This is a genomic window from Eubacterium sp. AM05-23 (assembly GCF_003477535.1).
Taxonomy (GTDB): domain Bacteria; phylum Bacillota; class Clostridia; order Eubacteriales; family Eubacteriaceae; genus Eubacterium; species Eubacterium maltosivorans.
The window spans coordinates 442,176-456,998 of the sequence record NZ_QUDF01000001.1 but is presented as its reverse complement, the minus strand read 5'-3'; the positions used below and the strand labels follow the sequence as shown (position 1 = coordinate 456,998).

General features: G+C 46.4%; 14 protein-coding genes and 1 pseudogene. 1 reads left to right on the top strand and 14 read right to left on the bottom strand.

The genetic code is table 11. From position 1 onward, the window contains the following. The first annotated feature begins 9 nt into the window (after nt 1–9). Nucleotides 10–731 (top strand): annotated as a pseudogene (locus DW091_RS02070) (DUF5131 family protein). A 42-nt stretch (nt 732–773) separates the two neighbouring features. Here the strand turns inward: DW091_RS02070 and DW091_RS02065 are convergent. The 14 genes from DW091_RS02065 to DW091_RS02000 form a co-directional block, all read right to left on the bottom strand. Continuing rightward, entirely contained in the window at nt 774–1,994 is a 1,221-nt protein-coding gene (locus DW091_RS02065; RefSeq protein ID WP_118517260.1) for a M20/M25/M40 family metallo-hydrolase, read from the bottom strand. A gap of 149 nt (nt 1,995–2,143) precedes the next feature. Next, the gene (locus DW091_RS02060; RefSeq protein ID WP_013382171.1) at nt 2,144–2,878 is read right to left on the bottom strand and encodes a GntR family transcriptional regulator; all 735 of its coding nucleotides are present in this window, start codon (nt 2,876–2,878) and stop codon (nt 2,144–2,146) included. A gap of 122 nt (nt 2,879–3,000) precedes the next feature. After that, nucleotides 3,001–4,365 carry a sn-glycerol-1-phosphate dehydrogenase gene (locus DW091_RS02055; protein ID WP_118517259.1) on the bottom strand — a complete coding sequence of 455 codons (1,365 nt, stop codon included), beginning with the start codon at nt 4,363–4,365 and terminating at the stop codon, nt 3,001–3,003. Nucleotides 4,366–4,425: 60 nt separating this feature from the next. Then, a complete protein-coding gene (locus DW091_RS02050) occupies nt 4,426–5,946 on the bottom strand; it encodes an FGGY family carbohydrate kinase (protein WP_118517258.1) in 1,521 nt (506 codons plus the stop codon). Between the two features lie 91 nt (nt 5,947–6,037). Continuing rightward, nucleotides 6,038–6,757 carry a deoxyribose-phosphate aldolase gene (gene deoC / locus DW091_RS02045; RefSeq protein ID WP_074617541.1) on the bottom strand — a complete coding sequence of 240 codons (720 nt, stop codon included), beginning with the start codon at nt 6,755–6,757 and terminating at the stop codon, nt 6,038–6,040. A 34-nt stretch (nt 6,758–6,791) separates the two neighbouring features. Beyond that, a complete protein-coding gene (gene deoC / locus DW091_RS02040) occupies nt 6,792–7,511 on the bottom strand; it encodes a deoxyribose-phosphate aldolase (protein WP_058693486.1) in 720 nt (239 codons plus the stop codon). Nucleotides 7,512–7,566: 55 nt separating this feature from the next. Next, on the bottom strand, nt 7,567–8,286 hold the full coding sequence (deoC, locus tag DW091_RS02035) for a deoxyribose-phosphate aldolase (protein WP_118517257.1): 720 nt from the start codon (nt 8,284–8,286) through the stop codon (nt 7,567–7,569). Nucleotides 8,287–8,322: 36 nt separating this feature from the next. Then, complete coding sequence (deoC, locus tag DW091_RS02030) at nt 8,323–9,042, bottom strand: deoxyribose-phosphate aldolase (RefSeq protein WP_118517256.1); 720 nt, start codon at nt 9,040–9,042, stop codon at nt 8,323–8,325. Between the two features lie 23 nt (nt 9,043–9,065). Further along, complete coding sequence (locus DW091_RS02025) at nt 9,066–9,722, bottom strand: HAD-IA family hydrolase (protein ID WP_058693483.1); 657 nt, start codon at nt 9,720–9,722, stop codon at nt 9,066–9,068. Between the two features lie 8 nt (nt 9,723–9,730). Further along, on the bottom strand, nt 9,731–10,669 hold the full coding sequence (locus DW091_RS02020; protein ID WP_058693482.1) for a PHP domain-containing protein: 939 nt from the start codon (nt 10,667–10,669) through the stop codon (nt 9,731–9,733). 11 nt (nt 10,670–10,680) lie between these two features. Then, nucleotides 10,681–11,532, bottom strand: a complete 852-nt coding sequence (locus DW091_RS02015; protein WP_058693481.1) for a class II fructose-bisphosphate aldolase — start codon at nt 11,530–11,532, stop codon at nt 10,681–10,683. Nucleotides 11,533–11,559: 27 nt separating this feature from the next. Next, nucleotides 11,560–12,870 carry a transaldolase family protein gene (locus DW091_RS02010; RefSeq protein ID WP_058693480.1) on the bottom strand — a complete coding sequence of 437 codons (1,311 nt, stop codon included), beginning with the start codon at nt 12,868–12,870 and terminating at the stop codon, nt 11,560–11,562. A 10-nt stretch (nt 12,871–12,880) separates the two neighbouring features. Continuing rightward, nucleotides 12,881–13,834 carry a transketolase C-terminal domain-containing protein gene (locus DW091_RS02005; protein ID WP_058693479.1) on the bottom strand — a complete coding sequence of 318 codons (954 nt, stop codon included), beginning with the start codon at nt 13,832–13,834 and terminating at the stop codon, nt 12,881–12,883. Next, nucleotides 13,834–14,679: a transketolase gene (locus DW091_RS02000; protein WP_118517255.1), complete on the bottom strand. Its 846-nt coding sequence runs from the start codon at nt 14,677–14,679 to the stop codon at nt 13,834–13,836. The genes DW091_RS02005 and DW091_RS02000 overlap by 1 nt, the downstream gene beginning before the upstream one ends. Between the last annotated feature and the right edge of the window lie 144 nt (nt 14,680–14,823).

The following is a 14,823-nucleotide window of genomic DNA, read 5'->3' as shown; positions in this document are numbered from 1 at the left end:
GAGAATCCTATGTCTATTACCTGGAACCCCTGGCATGGCTGTCAAAAGATCAGCGCTGGGTGCCAGAACTGTTATGTCTACCGTATGGACGAGAAATACAACCGCGACAGCCATCAGGTATCTAAAAATTCCTGCTTTAACCTGCTGTTGAAAAAAAACGGGATGGAAGCTTTAAAATCCCTCCAGGCGAAATGGTTTATACCTGCTTTACCTCCGACTTTTTTCTGGACGCTGCCGACGCCTGGCGGCCAGAGGTATGGGCGATGATGCGTGAGCGCTCCGACTTAAACTTTTTGTTTATCACAAAGCGTATCCACCGCTTTGCAGCGTGTATCCCTGAGGACTGGGGCGACGGCTATCCCAATGTTCATATCTGCTGTACGGTTGAAAACCAGGCCATGACCGACTACCGTCTGCCGCTGTTTAAAGAAGCGCCCATCCGCTATAAAAGTATCGTGTGCTCCCCCCTGCTCGGCCCTATCGACCTCACTCCCTGGCTCGATCCTTCCTGGGTATGCCAGGTAACCGTCGGCGGTGAATCCGGCCTCAATGCACGGGTATGCCATTACGACTGGATACTGAGCCTGCACAGACAGTGTGTTGACGCCAGAGTCGCCTTTCATTTCCAACAGACCGGCGCGCGCCTGGTAAAGGACCATAAGCTCTACCGGATCAAACGCAGGGACCAGCATTCCCAGGCAAGAAAGGCCGGGATTAACTATACACCATAAAAAGACCAGCTGCACGGCTGGTCTTTTTCGAGTTTTAATCTGTTATTTCTTTTTTAAATCAAGGACAGCGGCAAGTATTGCCTCTGTTCCCTCGATGGTTTTCATCATCTGCGAAATTTTGACCTGTTCCTTCGGCTGATGCGCCCATTTCTCTTCAGCATGAGAGTATCCAATGGTCGGAATCCCACGCAGTCCCGCGGTATATCCACCATCTGTACCAAATTTCCAGTAAAAGCATTCTGGCTTTTGTCCTGCGTTCTCCAATGCGTCCAGAGCCTTTTTTACCACAGGTATCTGCTGGTCTGTCGCCCAGGGCGGATGATATTTATTCACTTCACAGGTGTAACCTGTGTAAGTTTTTTCACAGTAAGCCCGCGGATATACTTCGGCCTTAAATTCCGGATCCTTTTCCGCAAAGCCCTCAATTACCGTCTTAAGCTGACGCACCACGTCCTCCAGTGTTTCATCCGGCGAATAGCGCCGGTCAATGGATATTTCACATTCATCAGGAATAATACTCTGTGCGCCCGGACGGACAATACAGTCGGTTATTGTAACTGAGTTATCGCCCAAAACCGGATGGGCTTTAAGCGTGCCGGGCATCTCCTCGAAAATATACTGCATAACAGGCAGCATTTTTTCAAGCGCGTTGATTCCCTGCTTTGGCTGGGAGGAATGCGCTGTCTTTCCCATTGTTTTAACGACAAGCTCTACCTTTCCACGGTGTCCCAACGCCACCCTTCCTGAGCTCGGCTCACACAGAATACACAAATCAATGCTTTCACCTTCAAGGGTATGGTCAATAAGATACTGCATTCCCAGCATTTCTGCCGCTTCCTCATGCACGACCGCCGAAAAAATAATCTTGCCTTTCAGAGAGGCCCCCGCATCCAGGGCCTGCTTAATCTGCTTAAATGCAAAAAACTGTGCTGCCAGCCCTGCCTTTAAATCACTGGCGCCCCTACCGATCAACACATCCTCCTCTACGGCCGCTTTAAAAGGACTGTAAGGCTTCCACGCCTCCAAATTTCCTTCGGGCACCACATCAAGGTGTCCGTTCAGCAAGACTGTCGGCCCGTCTCCACAGGCTATTTCTCCATAGACATTGCCCGCTTTATCGACCTGCGGCGTGACGCCAATCTGCTCTAAAGCGTTCTGCATAAATTTTGCGGCTTTGCCTTCTTCTCCAGAAAGAGACGGTATTTCAATCAATGCTTTCAAAAACTCCACATAATCTTTTCGTATTGTACAATCGTCTGACATTTTGTTTCCTCCTGAACTTAATGGCCTGCGCTTATCAGTTGGTTGACGATATTTTAAATAAAAAGACCAGCAGCTCAGGCCTGAAAGACCTGCTATCGTAATAATATCCAGGTTTTATAAGGCTCTTGAAGCGGCTGGTCTCACCACGTTTATAAATTATGAAACTCATACTTCAATTTGATTTTATCTCCACGAAAGACAACTTTAGAATACTCGTAGGGCGTATCGTCCTGTGCAAAAAGAATATCCTCAAGAATCAGAAGCGGATAGCTTTCTTCCACGCGGAAAAGCTGGGATTCTTTTTTAGATGCCTTGACGGATTCTAACGTTTCCTGTATGCGTGTGGGTAACAGCTGATATTCTTTCTCAAGAATAATACACAGCTGCTCGTCAACAAGATCATGCTTTTCGATTCCCTCGCACAACTGTACCGGGATATAAGAGTAATGCAGACTGATCGGCCTGCCCTTAAGATAGCGCATACGCTCAATCAGCATAACCGGCGCAGCCTCGGGAATGCGCAGCTTTCTCGATACGCTGCCTGAAGCCTGGATAATGGCGGAGTCCAACAGTTTTGTCGTCGTTTCGTACCCCATACGCTCAAGCTGCTCCCGAAAGCCCATATACGCTAAAGATTCTGTCATAATCTTTGGCTCAGATACAAAGGTACCCTTACCTGGAACACGGTAGAGTACACCCTCCTGAACCAGATTCTGACAAGCCGTTCGAATGGTCATACGGCTTAGATCATACTCTTTGCTCAGCTCGCTTTCAGAGGGGATTGCAGTTTGTGGTTTCCAAATGCCGGTGTCGATATTATTTCGTATCAGCTCTTCTAACTGAACATAAAGTGGCTTTGGATTATTTCTTTCAATACTATTCATCTTTAATCCTCCTGAAAGTGTGTGTCTATATCATACCATAATCTTAAACGCTTTTTCAATATCGTAAACCACTTTGTTATAACGCAAACTTTCTTATGGCTTCAATTTAAACCGGAATGGCCTTAGAACTCCAGTTTTTTTATTATTTTACTCGAAACATCTTCCATGATACCAAGGGCTTCAGCCATCCAAAGTGCATTGTAACGGCCGCTGCGCGTTTCCTTTGCAAAGTACAGGCTCTTTACCAGCTCATCCTTATCAATCTGCAACTGTTTTGGGTGCCATGGAGCGCCTGCTTTTTTTAGTTTTTCAATAAGGGCCCCGGACGAAGGCATCGCTTCAAAACGTTTGGCCAGTGCTTCACGGTGCTCAATAATCTTTTCTATTTCATTTCGTCTTACTGCTTTGTCAAAGGAATGGTTTTCTGCCTGTAATTCCAGAATACTCTCCGCGCCCTCGCCATAAACCGCTCGGATTTCCTTTTCCCATTCGCCTCTGTCCCAGGTTTTTTCCACAGCCTTTTCAACATCGAAGCGCTCAAAATCGATCGCCATAATTTCTTCCCAAATCATGGTGTTGATCACGGCCCCAACACCGACCTCCTGGCCGTGCATTGATTGCGGCACACCCTTTTCATCCTGGCATTTAATCCAGAAATGGTTCAGCTGGTGCTCAGCACCGGAGCCACAGGGCGATGAATCATACCACGCCATCGCCACCGCACTTTTATACAAGGCATCTGTTAAATTTTCAATGGCCTTTTTCTCTCCTGGCACGATCCCCTCTATTGTCTCATCTGCGGCCCCTTCGGCGATACACTCGCCCATCATCGCTTCTACCCGGTCACAATAATAAATGTCCTTAATCAATTTTCCTGCATACCAGTCCATACCTGCACTTATTTTAGAGATCACCTCGCCCACACCGGCAGCGTTCATGACACTCGGCGCTTTAGCAATAATATCGGAATCGGCCAGAATCAAACTGGGATAATTAAGGTAATATGTAACCTGGAGTCCATCGACAATGATAATGGACATGTTTGTAAAAAAACCATCCATCGTCATGGCCGACGGAATAGAAACACATTCCAGTTTCAGGCGTGTTGCCACATAACGGACCACATCCGTCACTGTTCCGCCCCCTAATGATACGATATAATCAGCGTCGAAGGGCGTATTGCAGACAACATTCCCAACCGTGTATTCATCCGGGCGGATATGGCCTTTGAGCACATAGCATTCAATCTCAAGCCCCTGCTCCTGCCAATATGCGTAGATTTCCCTGCCAATGGACCCAAAAATCACCTCGTCTGTTACGAGTATTCCCTTTTTACCAAGCTCAAGCGCTTTGACATAATAAGGAAGCTTTCTTGCCGCACCCGAATCAATAACGACCTCTCCAATCGGCATCTTATGATGTCTCCCACATTCACAGTCAAAATCATGCCTTTCATAAATATTAAAACCGCTGTTTTGCGTATCCATTTTTCCTCCAAAATAAAATACTGGCCAGTATCAACCTGGCCAGTACGTATATGTTTTTTATTAGAATATACGGTTGTCCAAGGCGTTATAAACGTTGATAAAACGCTGATAGGCTTTATCATAAGCTGCGAATTTTTCGGGATTAGGTTCGAAAACTTCTGTCAGTTGAACCGCTTTTTCAGCTGCATCCCGGCAGTTTTCATAAGCGCCAACGCCGATGCCAGCGTACAGAGCAGCCCCTAAGCAGCCTGTTTCTCCTGCGCTCAGCAGCTGGATAGGCAGTTTGAAAATGTCGGCCAGCATCTGGCACCACATCGGAGATTTCGCGGCGCCGCCTGTCAAACGAATTGAGTTGATTTTGATCCCAGCTTCCAGCTCTGCGTTAATGATATCATATACCTCAAAGCTGATGCCTTCCATTACCGCCCTTGCCATATCAGCTTTTTTTGTTCCAAGAGACATTCCGATAAAAACACCGCGTGCCTTATCATTGATTTTAGAGCCGGACGCCCCCTGCAGGTATGGTAAAAAGGTTATACCATTTGCTCCTGGCGGTACGTCTGCAATCTGCGCGTTGATGAGCTCATACGGGTCTGTTTTGACCAGCTCAGCCGAAAATTTTTCAATGTCACAGAATGTATCGCGGTACCAGCGGTAACTTGAGGCGGACGTATTTGAAAAGGCCTCGATGGTGTAATTACCAACGCCATGATTCCCCTTAACAACGAGTCTTCCCTTTGGATCACGGATCGGTTCATCACTCACAATAAAGCATGAGCCGAAGGTTCCCATTACCACAACTGCTGTTCCATCATCCACACCGCCTGAACCAAAGGTATTACAGTTCTGGTCATGAGCGCCGACACAGATTGGTGTTCCTTCAGCCAAACCAGTCAATTCTGCGACATCCTTTGGAATATGTCCGACAACTTTCCCCGGTTCATCTACCAGCTCAGCTCTTTTTTCCAGCGGAATCCCTAACATATCATGCATGCGCTTCGACCAGCATTTATTGTTGATATCCATCATACCCTCGCGGCTTGCAGATGAAAAGTCTGTATAATACCCATCTGCGCCAAGCTGCTTGAGAAAATAGTCCTGATGTGTGGAGAACATGGCTGTTTTATTCCAGTTTTCCGGTTCATGATGTTTAAGCCACACTAATTTCGCGATACTAAAGCACATTCCCAGCGGATCGCCAGTCAGCTGGTAATATTCTTCTCTTGGAATCTGATCTGTAATCCATTTTATTTCTTCCTCGCTGCCTCGGAGATCCTGCCAGCCTACAAACGGGCGGATCAGTTCGCCTTCTTCATCTAAAAGACCGATAACAGACCCCTGGGAAGAAAGCCCCACAGCCATGATATCATTTGGGTCTACCTGCGCCTTACGGATGGCTTCCTTACATGTTTTGAACAATGCCGGGGTCATATCCTCCGGAATTTGTTCTACCCAGCCTTCATTTGGGTAGTAACATGGGTATTCACGGTAATCGCTCCCAATAAGGTTTCCTTCAAGGTCAAAAACGCATACTTTACAGCCGGTCGTTCCGGCATCCATACCAACTAAATATTTTCCCATTTTGTTTCTCCTCTATAACTTCGTTTTAGTTTTTATTCAAAATCTCTGATCAAAGTCCCCCAACTCTGATTTTGGCAGTATGTTTTTTGCTTTATCCCTGGTATGCGGGAATTAATCCAATTTTCCGTAAATCATCAACACCGTCTAAAATTTCTTTGCCGCCCTGAGTTCCGATCAATTCTGCTCCGGCTAAAATAAAGGCAAATGCATTCTGTGGACGCGGCGCCTTAACCCCTGCCACCTTTACCTTGGTGTCAGAACCTTCCAATGCTTCTACCATTAAGATAACGTCTGAGACACTTGGTCCTGCATATTGTCCTGTCGAGGTCTTAACCCAGTCGATGCCTGCTTCAGCCACCAGCTTGGTAGCGGTTACAATTTCTTCTTTGGTTAACATACAGGTTTCAATGATCATCTTGGTCATTGCCGGTCCCGCTGCTTTTTTATAGTCCTTGAATTCCTGCAAGACCTTATCGTATTTTCCTTCTTTTAAATCGCCAACATTCATACAGTTATCCAAGACCGTTGCTCCCAAACGAACGGCTTCTTCTGCTTCAAAACATTTTACCGCGCTGCTCTGCTGTCCAAAAGGAAAACCGATCCCTGCCCCGACCAACAGATCTGTTCCTTTTAATTCCTCAGCAACGACCGGGGTCCAGTAAGAGGATGAAAAACAGAATGCCTTGCAGTTGTACTCAATAGCGGTCCGGCACCCTTTACGGATGTCCTCTTCTGTTGAGTCTTTGCCCAGAACAGAAAAATCAATCAGCTTTCCCATGTCACGTTTTGTCATTTTCGATAAATCAACCATTTTTTTACTCCTTTATTTTGTTATTATTTTAAATTTAACCTTCATATTTTGGAACAACACCAATTTCACGCATCATATCTAAAGAGTCAATGATCTGCGGTGCCTGGCGTGTACCGATCAATTCCGCTCCGCCCATTAAGAAGCAATAAGCGTTTTGCGCTCTTGGAAATTTAACGCCGGATACCTTTACCTTTGTATCGCTTCCTTCCAGGGTCTTGGCCATAATGCGTACCTGTTCCATCGTTGGGCCTTCCCACTGTCCTGTTGATGATTTGGCCCAGTCAAGTCCCGCTTCTGCAATAAGCTCACAACCGATACGAATTTCTTCATCTGTCAGCATGCATACTTCCAGGATCATTTTTGTGATTGCCGGTCCTGCCGCTTTTTTATAATCTTTAAATTCCTGAAGAATCTGGTCGTATTTTTTGTCTTTCATCAGACCAACATTCATGACATTATCTAAAACGGTCGCTCCCATTCTTACAGCTTCTTCTGTCTCAAAACATTTAACTGCGCTGGTCTGCTGCCCAAACGGGAATCCAATCCCTGCGCCAACTAAAATATCGGTCCCCTTTAATTCTTCCGCAACCACAGATGACCAGATTGAAGAAGAGAAGCAAAAAGCTTTTACATTGTATTCAATGGCTGTTTTACACTCTTTGCGTATAATCGCTTCTGTCGTGTCCTTTGGGCCAATGAAATAGTCGAAACATTTGCCAACGTCTTTTTTTGTCATTTTTGAAAAATCAATCATTTTTTACTCCTTATCCTGCTTATCCTTTAATTTATATCCTGGCTTATCTGCTGTCTTATCCTTCATAAGGCGGCAGTAACCCAATTTCACGCATCTGATCCATCGAATCAATAATTTCCGGTGCAGACCGTGTTCCGATCAGCTCTGCGCCTGCCATAATAAAGGCCCATGCGTTCTGTGGTCTCGGAAACTTAACGCCTGAAACCTTGAGCTTAACATTGGAATCTGCAATCGTTTCTTTCATAATGAGAACCTGCTCCATCGTAGGCCCCTCAAACTGCCCTGTCGCTGATTTTGCATAATCAAGTCCAACTTCCTTGATCAGCTCGCACCCGGCCCTTATCTCATCATCGGTGAGAAACGCAACGTCTAAAATTCCTTTTGTCATACGTCCCTGAGCCGCATTTTTAAAATCAACAAGCTCCTGTTTGACAACATCATATTTTTTACCTTTCAGAGCGCCTATATTAATTACCATATCCAGACATGTACAGCCTGCTTTCACAGCCAGCTCTGTTTCCATGGCTTTTACAGCCGAGGGCTGTGAACCAAACGGAAAGCTGATTCCCGTCGCAATATTAACGTCCGTATCGCCTAATTCTTCTACGACAATCGGCGTCCAATAGGGTGAAGAGGAATAGAAAGCCGCGCAGTTATAAGCTTTTGCCTCCCGGCACCCCTTACGGATCGCTTCTTCATCGGTGTCCTTAGGCAGAATGGCATAATCAAACAGCTTTCCGGCGTCCCACTTGGTTAACTTCTTTAAATCGATCATTTCTTTCTCCTGGTATAATCTGTTGAATCCACTCTTTTACTTTTGCAGCGGCGGTACAATACCAATCTCGCGCATCTGGTCTAAGGCATCTATAATCGCCACAGCCGCGCGGGTCCCGATTAAATCTGCGCCTGCCAGCAAAAATGCGTAGGCATTCTGCGGTCTCGGAAATTTAACACCGGCAACCTTCAGCTTAATACTGGAATCCTTTAATGTTTTTTTCATGAGTAAAAACTGATCCATTGACGGCCCTTCAAACTGTCCTGTCGAGGTTTTCGCGTAGTCAATCCCCGCTTCGGCAATCAAATTACATGCTGCAATAATTTCATCGTCCGTTAAAAAATTAACGTCCATGATACATTTCGTCAGGTTTCCTTCCGCTGCTTTTACAAAAGCGTCCAGACCAGCCTTTACCTCTTTGTAGTTCTTATCTTTGAGCGCTCCAATATTCATGACCATGTCCAGCGCCGTACACCCGAGGCGGACAGCCTCCTCTGTCTCAAGTCCCTTCATTTTTACAGTTGACGCGCCAAACGGAAAATCCAAGCCTGTCGCAATATGAATATCCGTTCCTTCAAGTTCTTCCTTTACCACAGGTGTCCAATAGGGTGATGCCGAATAAAACGCCGCACAGTTATAAGCCTTTGCTTCCCGACAGCCTCTGCGGATATCCTCTTCTGTTGTATCCTTGGGCAATACCGAATGGTCAAAACACTTTCCTAATGACCACTTATCCATTTTTGATAAATCAACCATTGCTTTCCTCCTGTATTCTCTTTTTAAAGGAGCAGTTCCTTTATTTCACTCATTGCATCCACCATATAGGCTGGTCCCAGACCTCTCAGCACATCGCTGCTGCCATATCCATAGGTCACTGCACACACATCTACCCCTGCGTTGTGTCCTGTCATAAAGTCTGTTTTTGTGTCCCCCACCAGCACTGCCTGTTCTGGCTGCATCTGGTAGTGCGCCAGTATTTTCTGAATACATTCCGGATGAGGTTTAGGATTTTTCACATCATCTGCTGTCACCAGATAGTCAAAATACTGATTGAACGCCAGGGCTTTCATAATCTTTTCCGTAGCGCTTCTGATTTTATAGGTCGCCAGAGCCATTGGTCTGTCCATTTTCTGGTAATGCTCCAACACTTCCTTAACGCCGGGATACAGGCTGGTGTATACGGCACAATTTTCCTCGTAATAACTTTTAAACAGCGGCAGAATCTCACTGTCAATCAACGCTTCTTTATTTTCTCCAAGGCTCCTGAGCAGGACATTGCGCGCGCCTCCGCCAATGCAGCTCCTTATAAAAGTGTCTGATTTTGGTTCAAATCCATACTTTTCAATAATATATTGGACGGTAGCCACAATATCAGCCGCGGAGTCTACCAGTGTCCCGTCCAGATCAAAAATAATTAAATCATAATTTTTTCCCATTTGTTCACCTACAATCTGGACAGCAGCTCATTGCTGTAAAAATACTCTGGTGTAATGCCACATTCGCCAATGTTCCGGACTTTTTTGCTGGACTTCTTATAGTCCGCGTGGTAGTCTGAGCCTCCGGAAATGATCGCGACCCTGTCAGTGTAATCTCTGCGTACCTGTTCTATGATTTCTTCCTTTGTCAGCGGGCCATTGTAAGTTGTTTTGTCATAGGTGTAGGAGGCTTCGATACCATCCAGCCCACCCTTGATCAGGCGCTCAATATATTCAGCTCTCGAACATTCCAAAGCTTTTGTCTTAACGCTCTCGTCAATGAGATAGGGGTGCGCCAATATAACGATTCCTCCCGCGCGGTGTACAATATCAATAATGGCCAGGGGGTCTGGCTTTTCACGTTTCACGCTGTATTCCGGAGTGTTGCGGATCATCAGCTTGGCGTCACTCCAGGTTTCGGTATATCCCTTCTCAGCCATAAGGTTAAAGATAATTTTTTTCTGGACATCCTCCGGCTTTCTTGGAATATCATTGTAATTCAGCACTTCCTCCCAGCTTATGGGAAAACCTTTCTCTGTCAGCAGCTCGGTCAGCCTTCTGTAGGAATCAATCTTACTCTGAACGATGATCCGGTTCATGGCCAAAATTTCAGGGCTTGAGTAATCACAGCCAAAGGCTACCAGATGCACATCTTCCACTTCTGTTTCACAGGAAAACTCAATTCCCTTTAAAACCTTCATGCCTTTCTTCTGGGCGTAGCGCTCCACATCGACCATAAGCCCGCCCACCTCAATCTTCTCAGGCGGCAGTACGTCATGGTCTGTAATGGCAACAACCTTCATCCCCAGTTCAGCCGCGGTATCCAGAAATTCCTTCGGGGTATCGTTGCCGTCTGAACGGGTGGTGTGGCTGTGCAGGTCACAGAGATAATTTGGTTTATAATCCATATGCTCACTTCCTAATCTTCCAATAAGCTAAACAATGTGATGTGATTTCTAACCACTTCTTTGACCTTATCTTTTACAAAGGCATCCAGCTTCAGCGGATCATTTTCATCGGGACGCAGCTTTGTGTAGTCTCTCATACCGCCGCAGTAGGCAATCTTGATCGCTGTTGAAATATTGACTTTTGCCGCTCCCAAACTGATCAGCCGTTTAAAGGTACCTGTACTCAGACCGGTACCGCCATGCAGTACCAGCGGGCAGGGCGAAAAGCTGTTGATGTTTTCAAAAAGGTCGTAATCAATTTTAACCTCGCCTTTATATACACCGTGGGCTGTACCGATGGCCGGGGCAAAGGCATCAATTTTTGTTTCTTCCAGATACACCTTACAGTCTTCTGGATTAGCCAGAGCGCTCTGGTCTTCATCGACGACAATATCATCCTCGACACCCACAATCGCTCCAAGCTCACCTTCGACGGTAACATCTTTTGTATGGGCGGCTTGTACAATTTTTTTGGTATTCGCGATATTTTCCGACAGCGGCAGTTTTGAGCCATCGTACATAACTGAGCTCCAGCCGCCGTCAATACAGGCAATAGTAAAATCCACATCGGTCGAATGGTCAAGATGCACTGCCACATCTACCTTTGCCTTTTCCACAATCGGTTTTAAAAACTGCATCATTTCTTCAATTCCAAATTGCTTGACGGTTTTGACCGAGGTCTGAAGAATGATCGGGCAATTCAGCTCTTCTGCAGCTTCCACAGCCGCCTTTGCTGTCATTTGATTGACAATGTTGAAGGCACCGACAGCATACCCGCCTTTTCTGGCATCCTTCAATATTTTTTCCATGTTTACATAACTCATTTCATGACCTCATTTCTTATTCTGATTTTATTTTGCGCCGCTGGCCGCGTTCATAAACCGGCGCTGATAGCTGATTACCTGGTTGCAGGAGGTAAAGCGCGCCAGATAGTTTGGTTCTGCTGTAATAACCACACGGTTGACCAGATCGCTGAATTCGTCCTCGACCAGCAGCTTGTCGATATCTGGGTAATTGAGCGGCCCTTCCATACTGCAGATAATCAGTCTTGAATCGGCCAGATTGGTATTTTTAAACCATCTCAGGTTATGTCTCACACTGTCCAGTCCGTCAGCCCCTTCATGGTCGTCAAAGTGCCGGTACTTCAGCATATCCTCAGCTGCCTGCTTAACGCTCAAAAGGTCCATTTCCTGCCCTTTACACAGGTAGTCTTTTTCGACAAACATTTTTTTAATGTCCTCAAGGTGCCTGGGATCTCGTGTTGCTTCATAAGCCGCGAGCCCTTTTTTCATAATTTCGGACTGCATAAAGCGGTGGCGGACAAAGCTGTTGATAAAATAGGGCTTTGCCTGCAGTGCAAGGGCGGTCTGATAGGGCTCAAACATCAGGGTGAAATTAACCCGATAGCCGTTTTCCTGAAGCATTAATGCGATATTGTGGCCTCTCAGCGCTTCGGCTGTACCGGGTGCGTCGCAGGGGATTGAAAATTTCTTGTCACCTGTAAGGAGCTGGTCAACGGTTTCTTTGCTGACTGGTCCAGTGTGAGGGACCTTGATGACCACGCGGTATTCGGACAGCATCTCTTTAAATTTGGCGGCTTCTTCCAGAATCTCAGCGTCAGATTTGCCGAAGGGGTCGTTCAGCTCAACGCTGATATCTGCTCCAGGGCCAAGAATCCTGCCGATTTCTGCCATAACCTCGTCTCTTGTTTTAAACTGGTTGCCGACATTTGCTTTTGGATTATTGATGAACAGATCATAGATGATCCCAGGGTTACAGGTCAGGTTTGCGAGAATATTTTTGATAGGCGCTACTTCGTAAGGATTGGCGCTGTCTGCTGAAAACAGGACATTTGTCGGCCGTTTCATGCCATTTTTGTCATAGCTGATATCTCTTACCAAATCTGCTCTGAGGGCACCGTCCTCCTCCAGCTTATATTCTATCCGGAAGCCTGCCGGCGTTTCTCCCTCTGGCACATCAAAGGTGTCGATGACCTTTTTAAATTCGTCGGTCACGCCGACGGATTTCACGTATGGCTTTAATGCCTGAAAGGTCTCAAAAGCGATGGGCCGGTCGGCCACTCTGCTGATATAAGCCTTTTCGCTGTCAATGAATGTGACGTCTGTTTTCTTGAATGTGTTTAAACTGCATTTAATCTCCATGTCTCTCTCCTTATGCTAAATTATGAATGTAAGTTTCAATGGTCTCTGTAAGCTTATCCGCGCTTAAACCATAGTAATCTAAAAGCTCACGGTACGGCCCTGTCTGAGTAGAACCCGCCTCAATGCCCAGTACATGTACTGGTGCATGATGCGGCATATCTGAAAGAAGCTCCAGCACACTGCTTCCAAAGCCGCCAGTGGTGATGTGCTCCTCTACCGTACACATAAGCCGGCAGTTTTTATACGCGTTACGGATCAGCTTTTTATCCAGTGGTTTAACGGTTGTAAAATTCAGCACCTTGACCTTATAGCCCTTTTCTGCCAGCCGCTGTCCTGCTTCCAGCGCATCAATGCTCAGCGTCCCTGTAACCAGAATGACCACATCGTCACCGGTGTCCAGAAGGCTCTCGCCCTTGCCGATTTCAAAGCTGCGCTTTTCCGGATCTACTGGCATTTCCATGGCGTTTCGCGGCATCCGGATATAAACAGGACCTTTACACGCCACAGCCTTTCTGAGCGACATTTCTACCTCATAGCCATCGCCAGGATTAAAAATCACCATATTCGGCACTGTTTTTAAAATCGCTATATCCTCCAGCGCCTGGTGGGTAGAACCCAAATTAGAATGAGACAGACCACTGCTTGAACCAATAATCTTTACGTTCATGTTAGAGTAGCCCACATCATTTCGGATCTGTTCAAAGCACCGCATGCTGATAAAGGGAGCGATCGCTGATACCACCGGCACTCTGCCGGATTCCGCCAGGCCGGCGCAAATGCCGATGGCGTCCTGCTCGCTGATCCCAACCTCTAAATACTGTAAGGGCAGCGCGTCTTTAAAAGAGTTCATGCCGGAACCGGCGCCGGAATCACAGGATATGGCCATAACGCGTTCGTCTGTTTTTCCAATTTCCAGAAGCACTTCGCCGAAGACATCTCTTGGATTCAATTTTGTTTCTGCCATTATGACCACCCCTTTGCTTTCTGATAGTTGTGTAAATCTACCAATGCCTGTCTGGCCTCCTCCGAATCTCTTCCCGGATTCCAGTGATGATATTTCACGTTGTTTTCCGCAAAAGACATTCCCTTGCTTTTGATGGTATTGGCAATCACCATCGTCGGTTTACCGGCCTGAGCGGGTGTCTGTTCAAAAATTTCTAACATTGCCGCCACATCGTGGCCATCTACAATCTCTACTGCCCATCCGAAGCTTTTATATTTTTCCGCAAGATCTGCACTGTTAAGCACCTCTTTTGTTGTGCCGTTGATCTGCAGGCCGTTCCGGTCAATAATGGCAACCAGATTGTCAAGCTTATGGTGCGCTGCAAACATTGCCGCTTCCCAGTTAGAGCCTTCTCCCTGCTCACCATCGCCCATGAGCACAAACACTCGGTTGTCATGGCTTTTAAGCTTTGCGTCCAGAGCCATACCGCAGCCAATTGGCAGCCCATGTCCCAGAGCCCCGGAACTAAAATCCACACCCCGAAACTTCTTCATATCCGGATGTCCTGGCACGATTGTCCCTAAATGATTATAGCTATGCAGTACCCGCTCACTCTCAAATCCCTTTTCAATCAGCGCCGCGTACAGCGCCAGGCATTTATGCCCCGCGCTCAGGATAAGGCGGTCTCTTTTTTCCCATTTGGGTTTGTTAACATCAACCTTCATCACCCCAAAGTACAGTGTCGCCAAAATGTCCGTACAGGACAGGGACGGTCCGGCATGACCATCACCATTCTCTATAATGGTTTTTACAATATCATTTCGGATATTAAACGCCTTTCTCTCAATTAATTCGATTTTATCCACAAGTAATTCCCCCCTCGGTCATCATTAGTGGTCATGACCAGTTAAGACTAGTATAGTTGTACTGTAACCGTTTGTCAAGCTTTTTTAATCCTCTTAAATTGTCTATATTTTAACGATTTTAACTGGTCATACTCTCCCAAGACG

Bases quoted from the DNA above. Each gene is read 5' to 3' on its own strand.
- DW091_RS02065 (WP_118517260.1), bottom strand. From the start codon at position 1,994: ATGTCAGACGATTGTACAATACGAAAAGATTATGTGGAGTTTTTGAAA.
- DW091_RS02060 (WP_013382171.1), bottom strand. From the start codon at position 2,878: ATGAATAGTATTGAAAGAAATAATCCAAAGCCACTTTATGTTCAGTTA.
- DW091_RS02055 (WP_118517259.1), bottom strand. From the start codon at position 4,365: ATGGATACGCAAAACAGCGGTTTTAATATTTATGAAAGGCATGATTTT.
- DW091_RS02050 (WP_118517258.1), bottom strand. From the start codon at position 5,946: ATGGGAAAATATTTAGTTGGTATGGATGCCGGAACGACCGGCTGTAAA.
- deoC (WP_074617541.1), bottom strand. From the start codon at position 6,757: ATGGTTGATTTATCGAAAATGACAAAACGTGACATGGGAAAGCTGATT.
- deoC (WP_058693486.1), bottom strand. From the start codon at position 7,511: ATGATTGATTTTTCAAAAATGACAAAAAAAGACGTTGGCAAATGTTTC.
- deoC (WP_118517257.1), bottom strand. From the start codon at position 8,286: ATGATCGATTTAAAGAAGTTAACCAAGTGGGACGCCGGAAAGCTGTTT.
- deoC (WP_118517256.1), bottom strand. From the start codon at position 9,042: ATGGTTGATTTATCAAAAATGGATAAGTGGTCATTAGGAAAGTGTTTT.
- DW091_RS02025 (WP_058693483.1), bottom strand. From the start codon at position 9,722: ATGGGAAAAAATTATGATTTAATTATTTTTGATCTGGACGGGACACTG.
- DW091_RS02020 (WP_058693482.1), bottom strand. From the start codon at position 10,669: ATGGATTATAAACCAAATTATCTCTGTGACCTGCACAGCCACACCACC.
- DW091_RS02015 (WP_058693481.1), bottom strand. From the start codon at position 11,532: ATGAGTTATGTAAACATGGAAAAAATATTGAAGGATGCCAGAAAAGGC.
- DW091_RS02010 (WP_058693480.1), bottom strand. From the start codon at position 12,870: ATGGAGATTAAATGCAGTTTAAACACATTCAAGAAAACAGACGTCACA.
- DW091_RS02005 (WP_058693479.1), bottom strand. From the start codon at position 13,834: ATGGCAGAAACAAAATTGAATCCAAGAGATGTCTTCGGCGAAGTGCTT.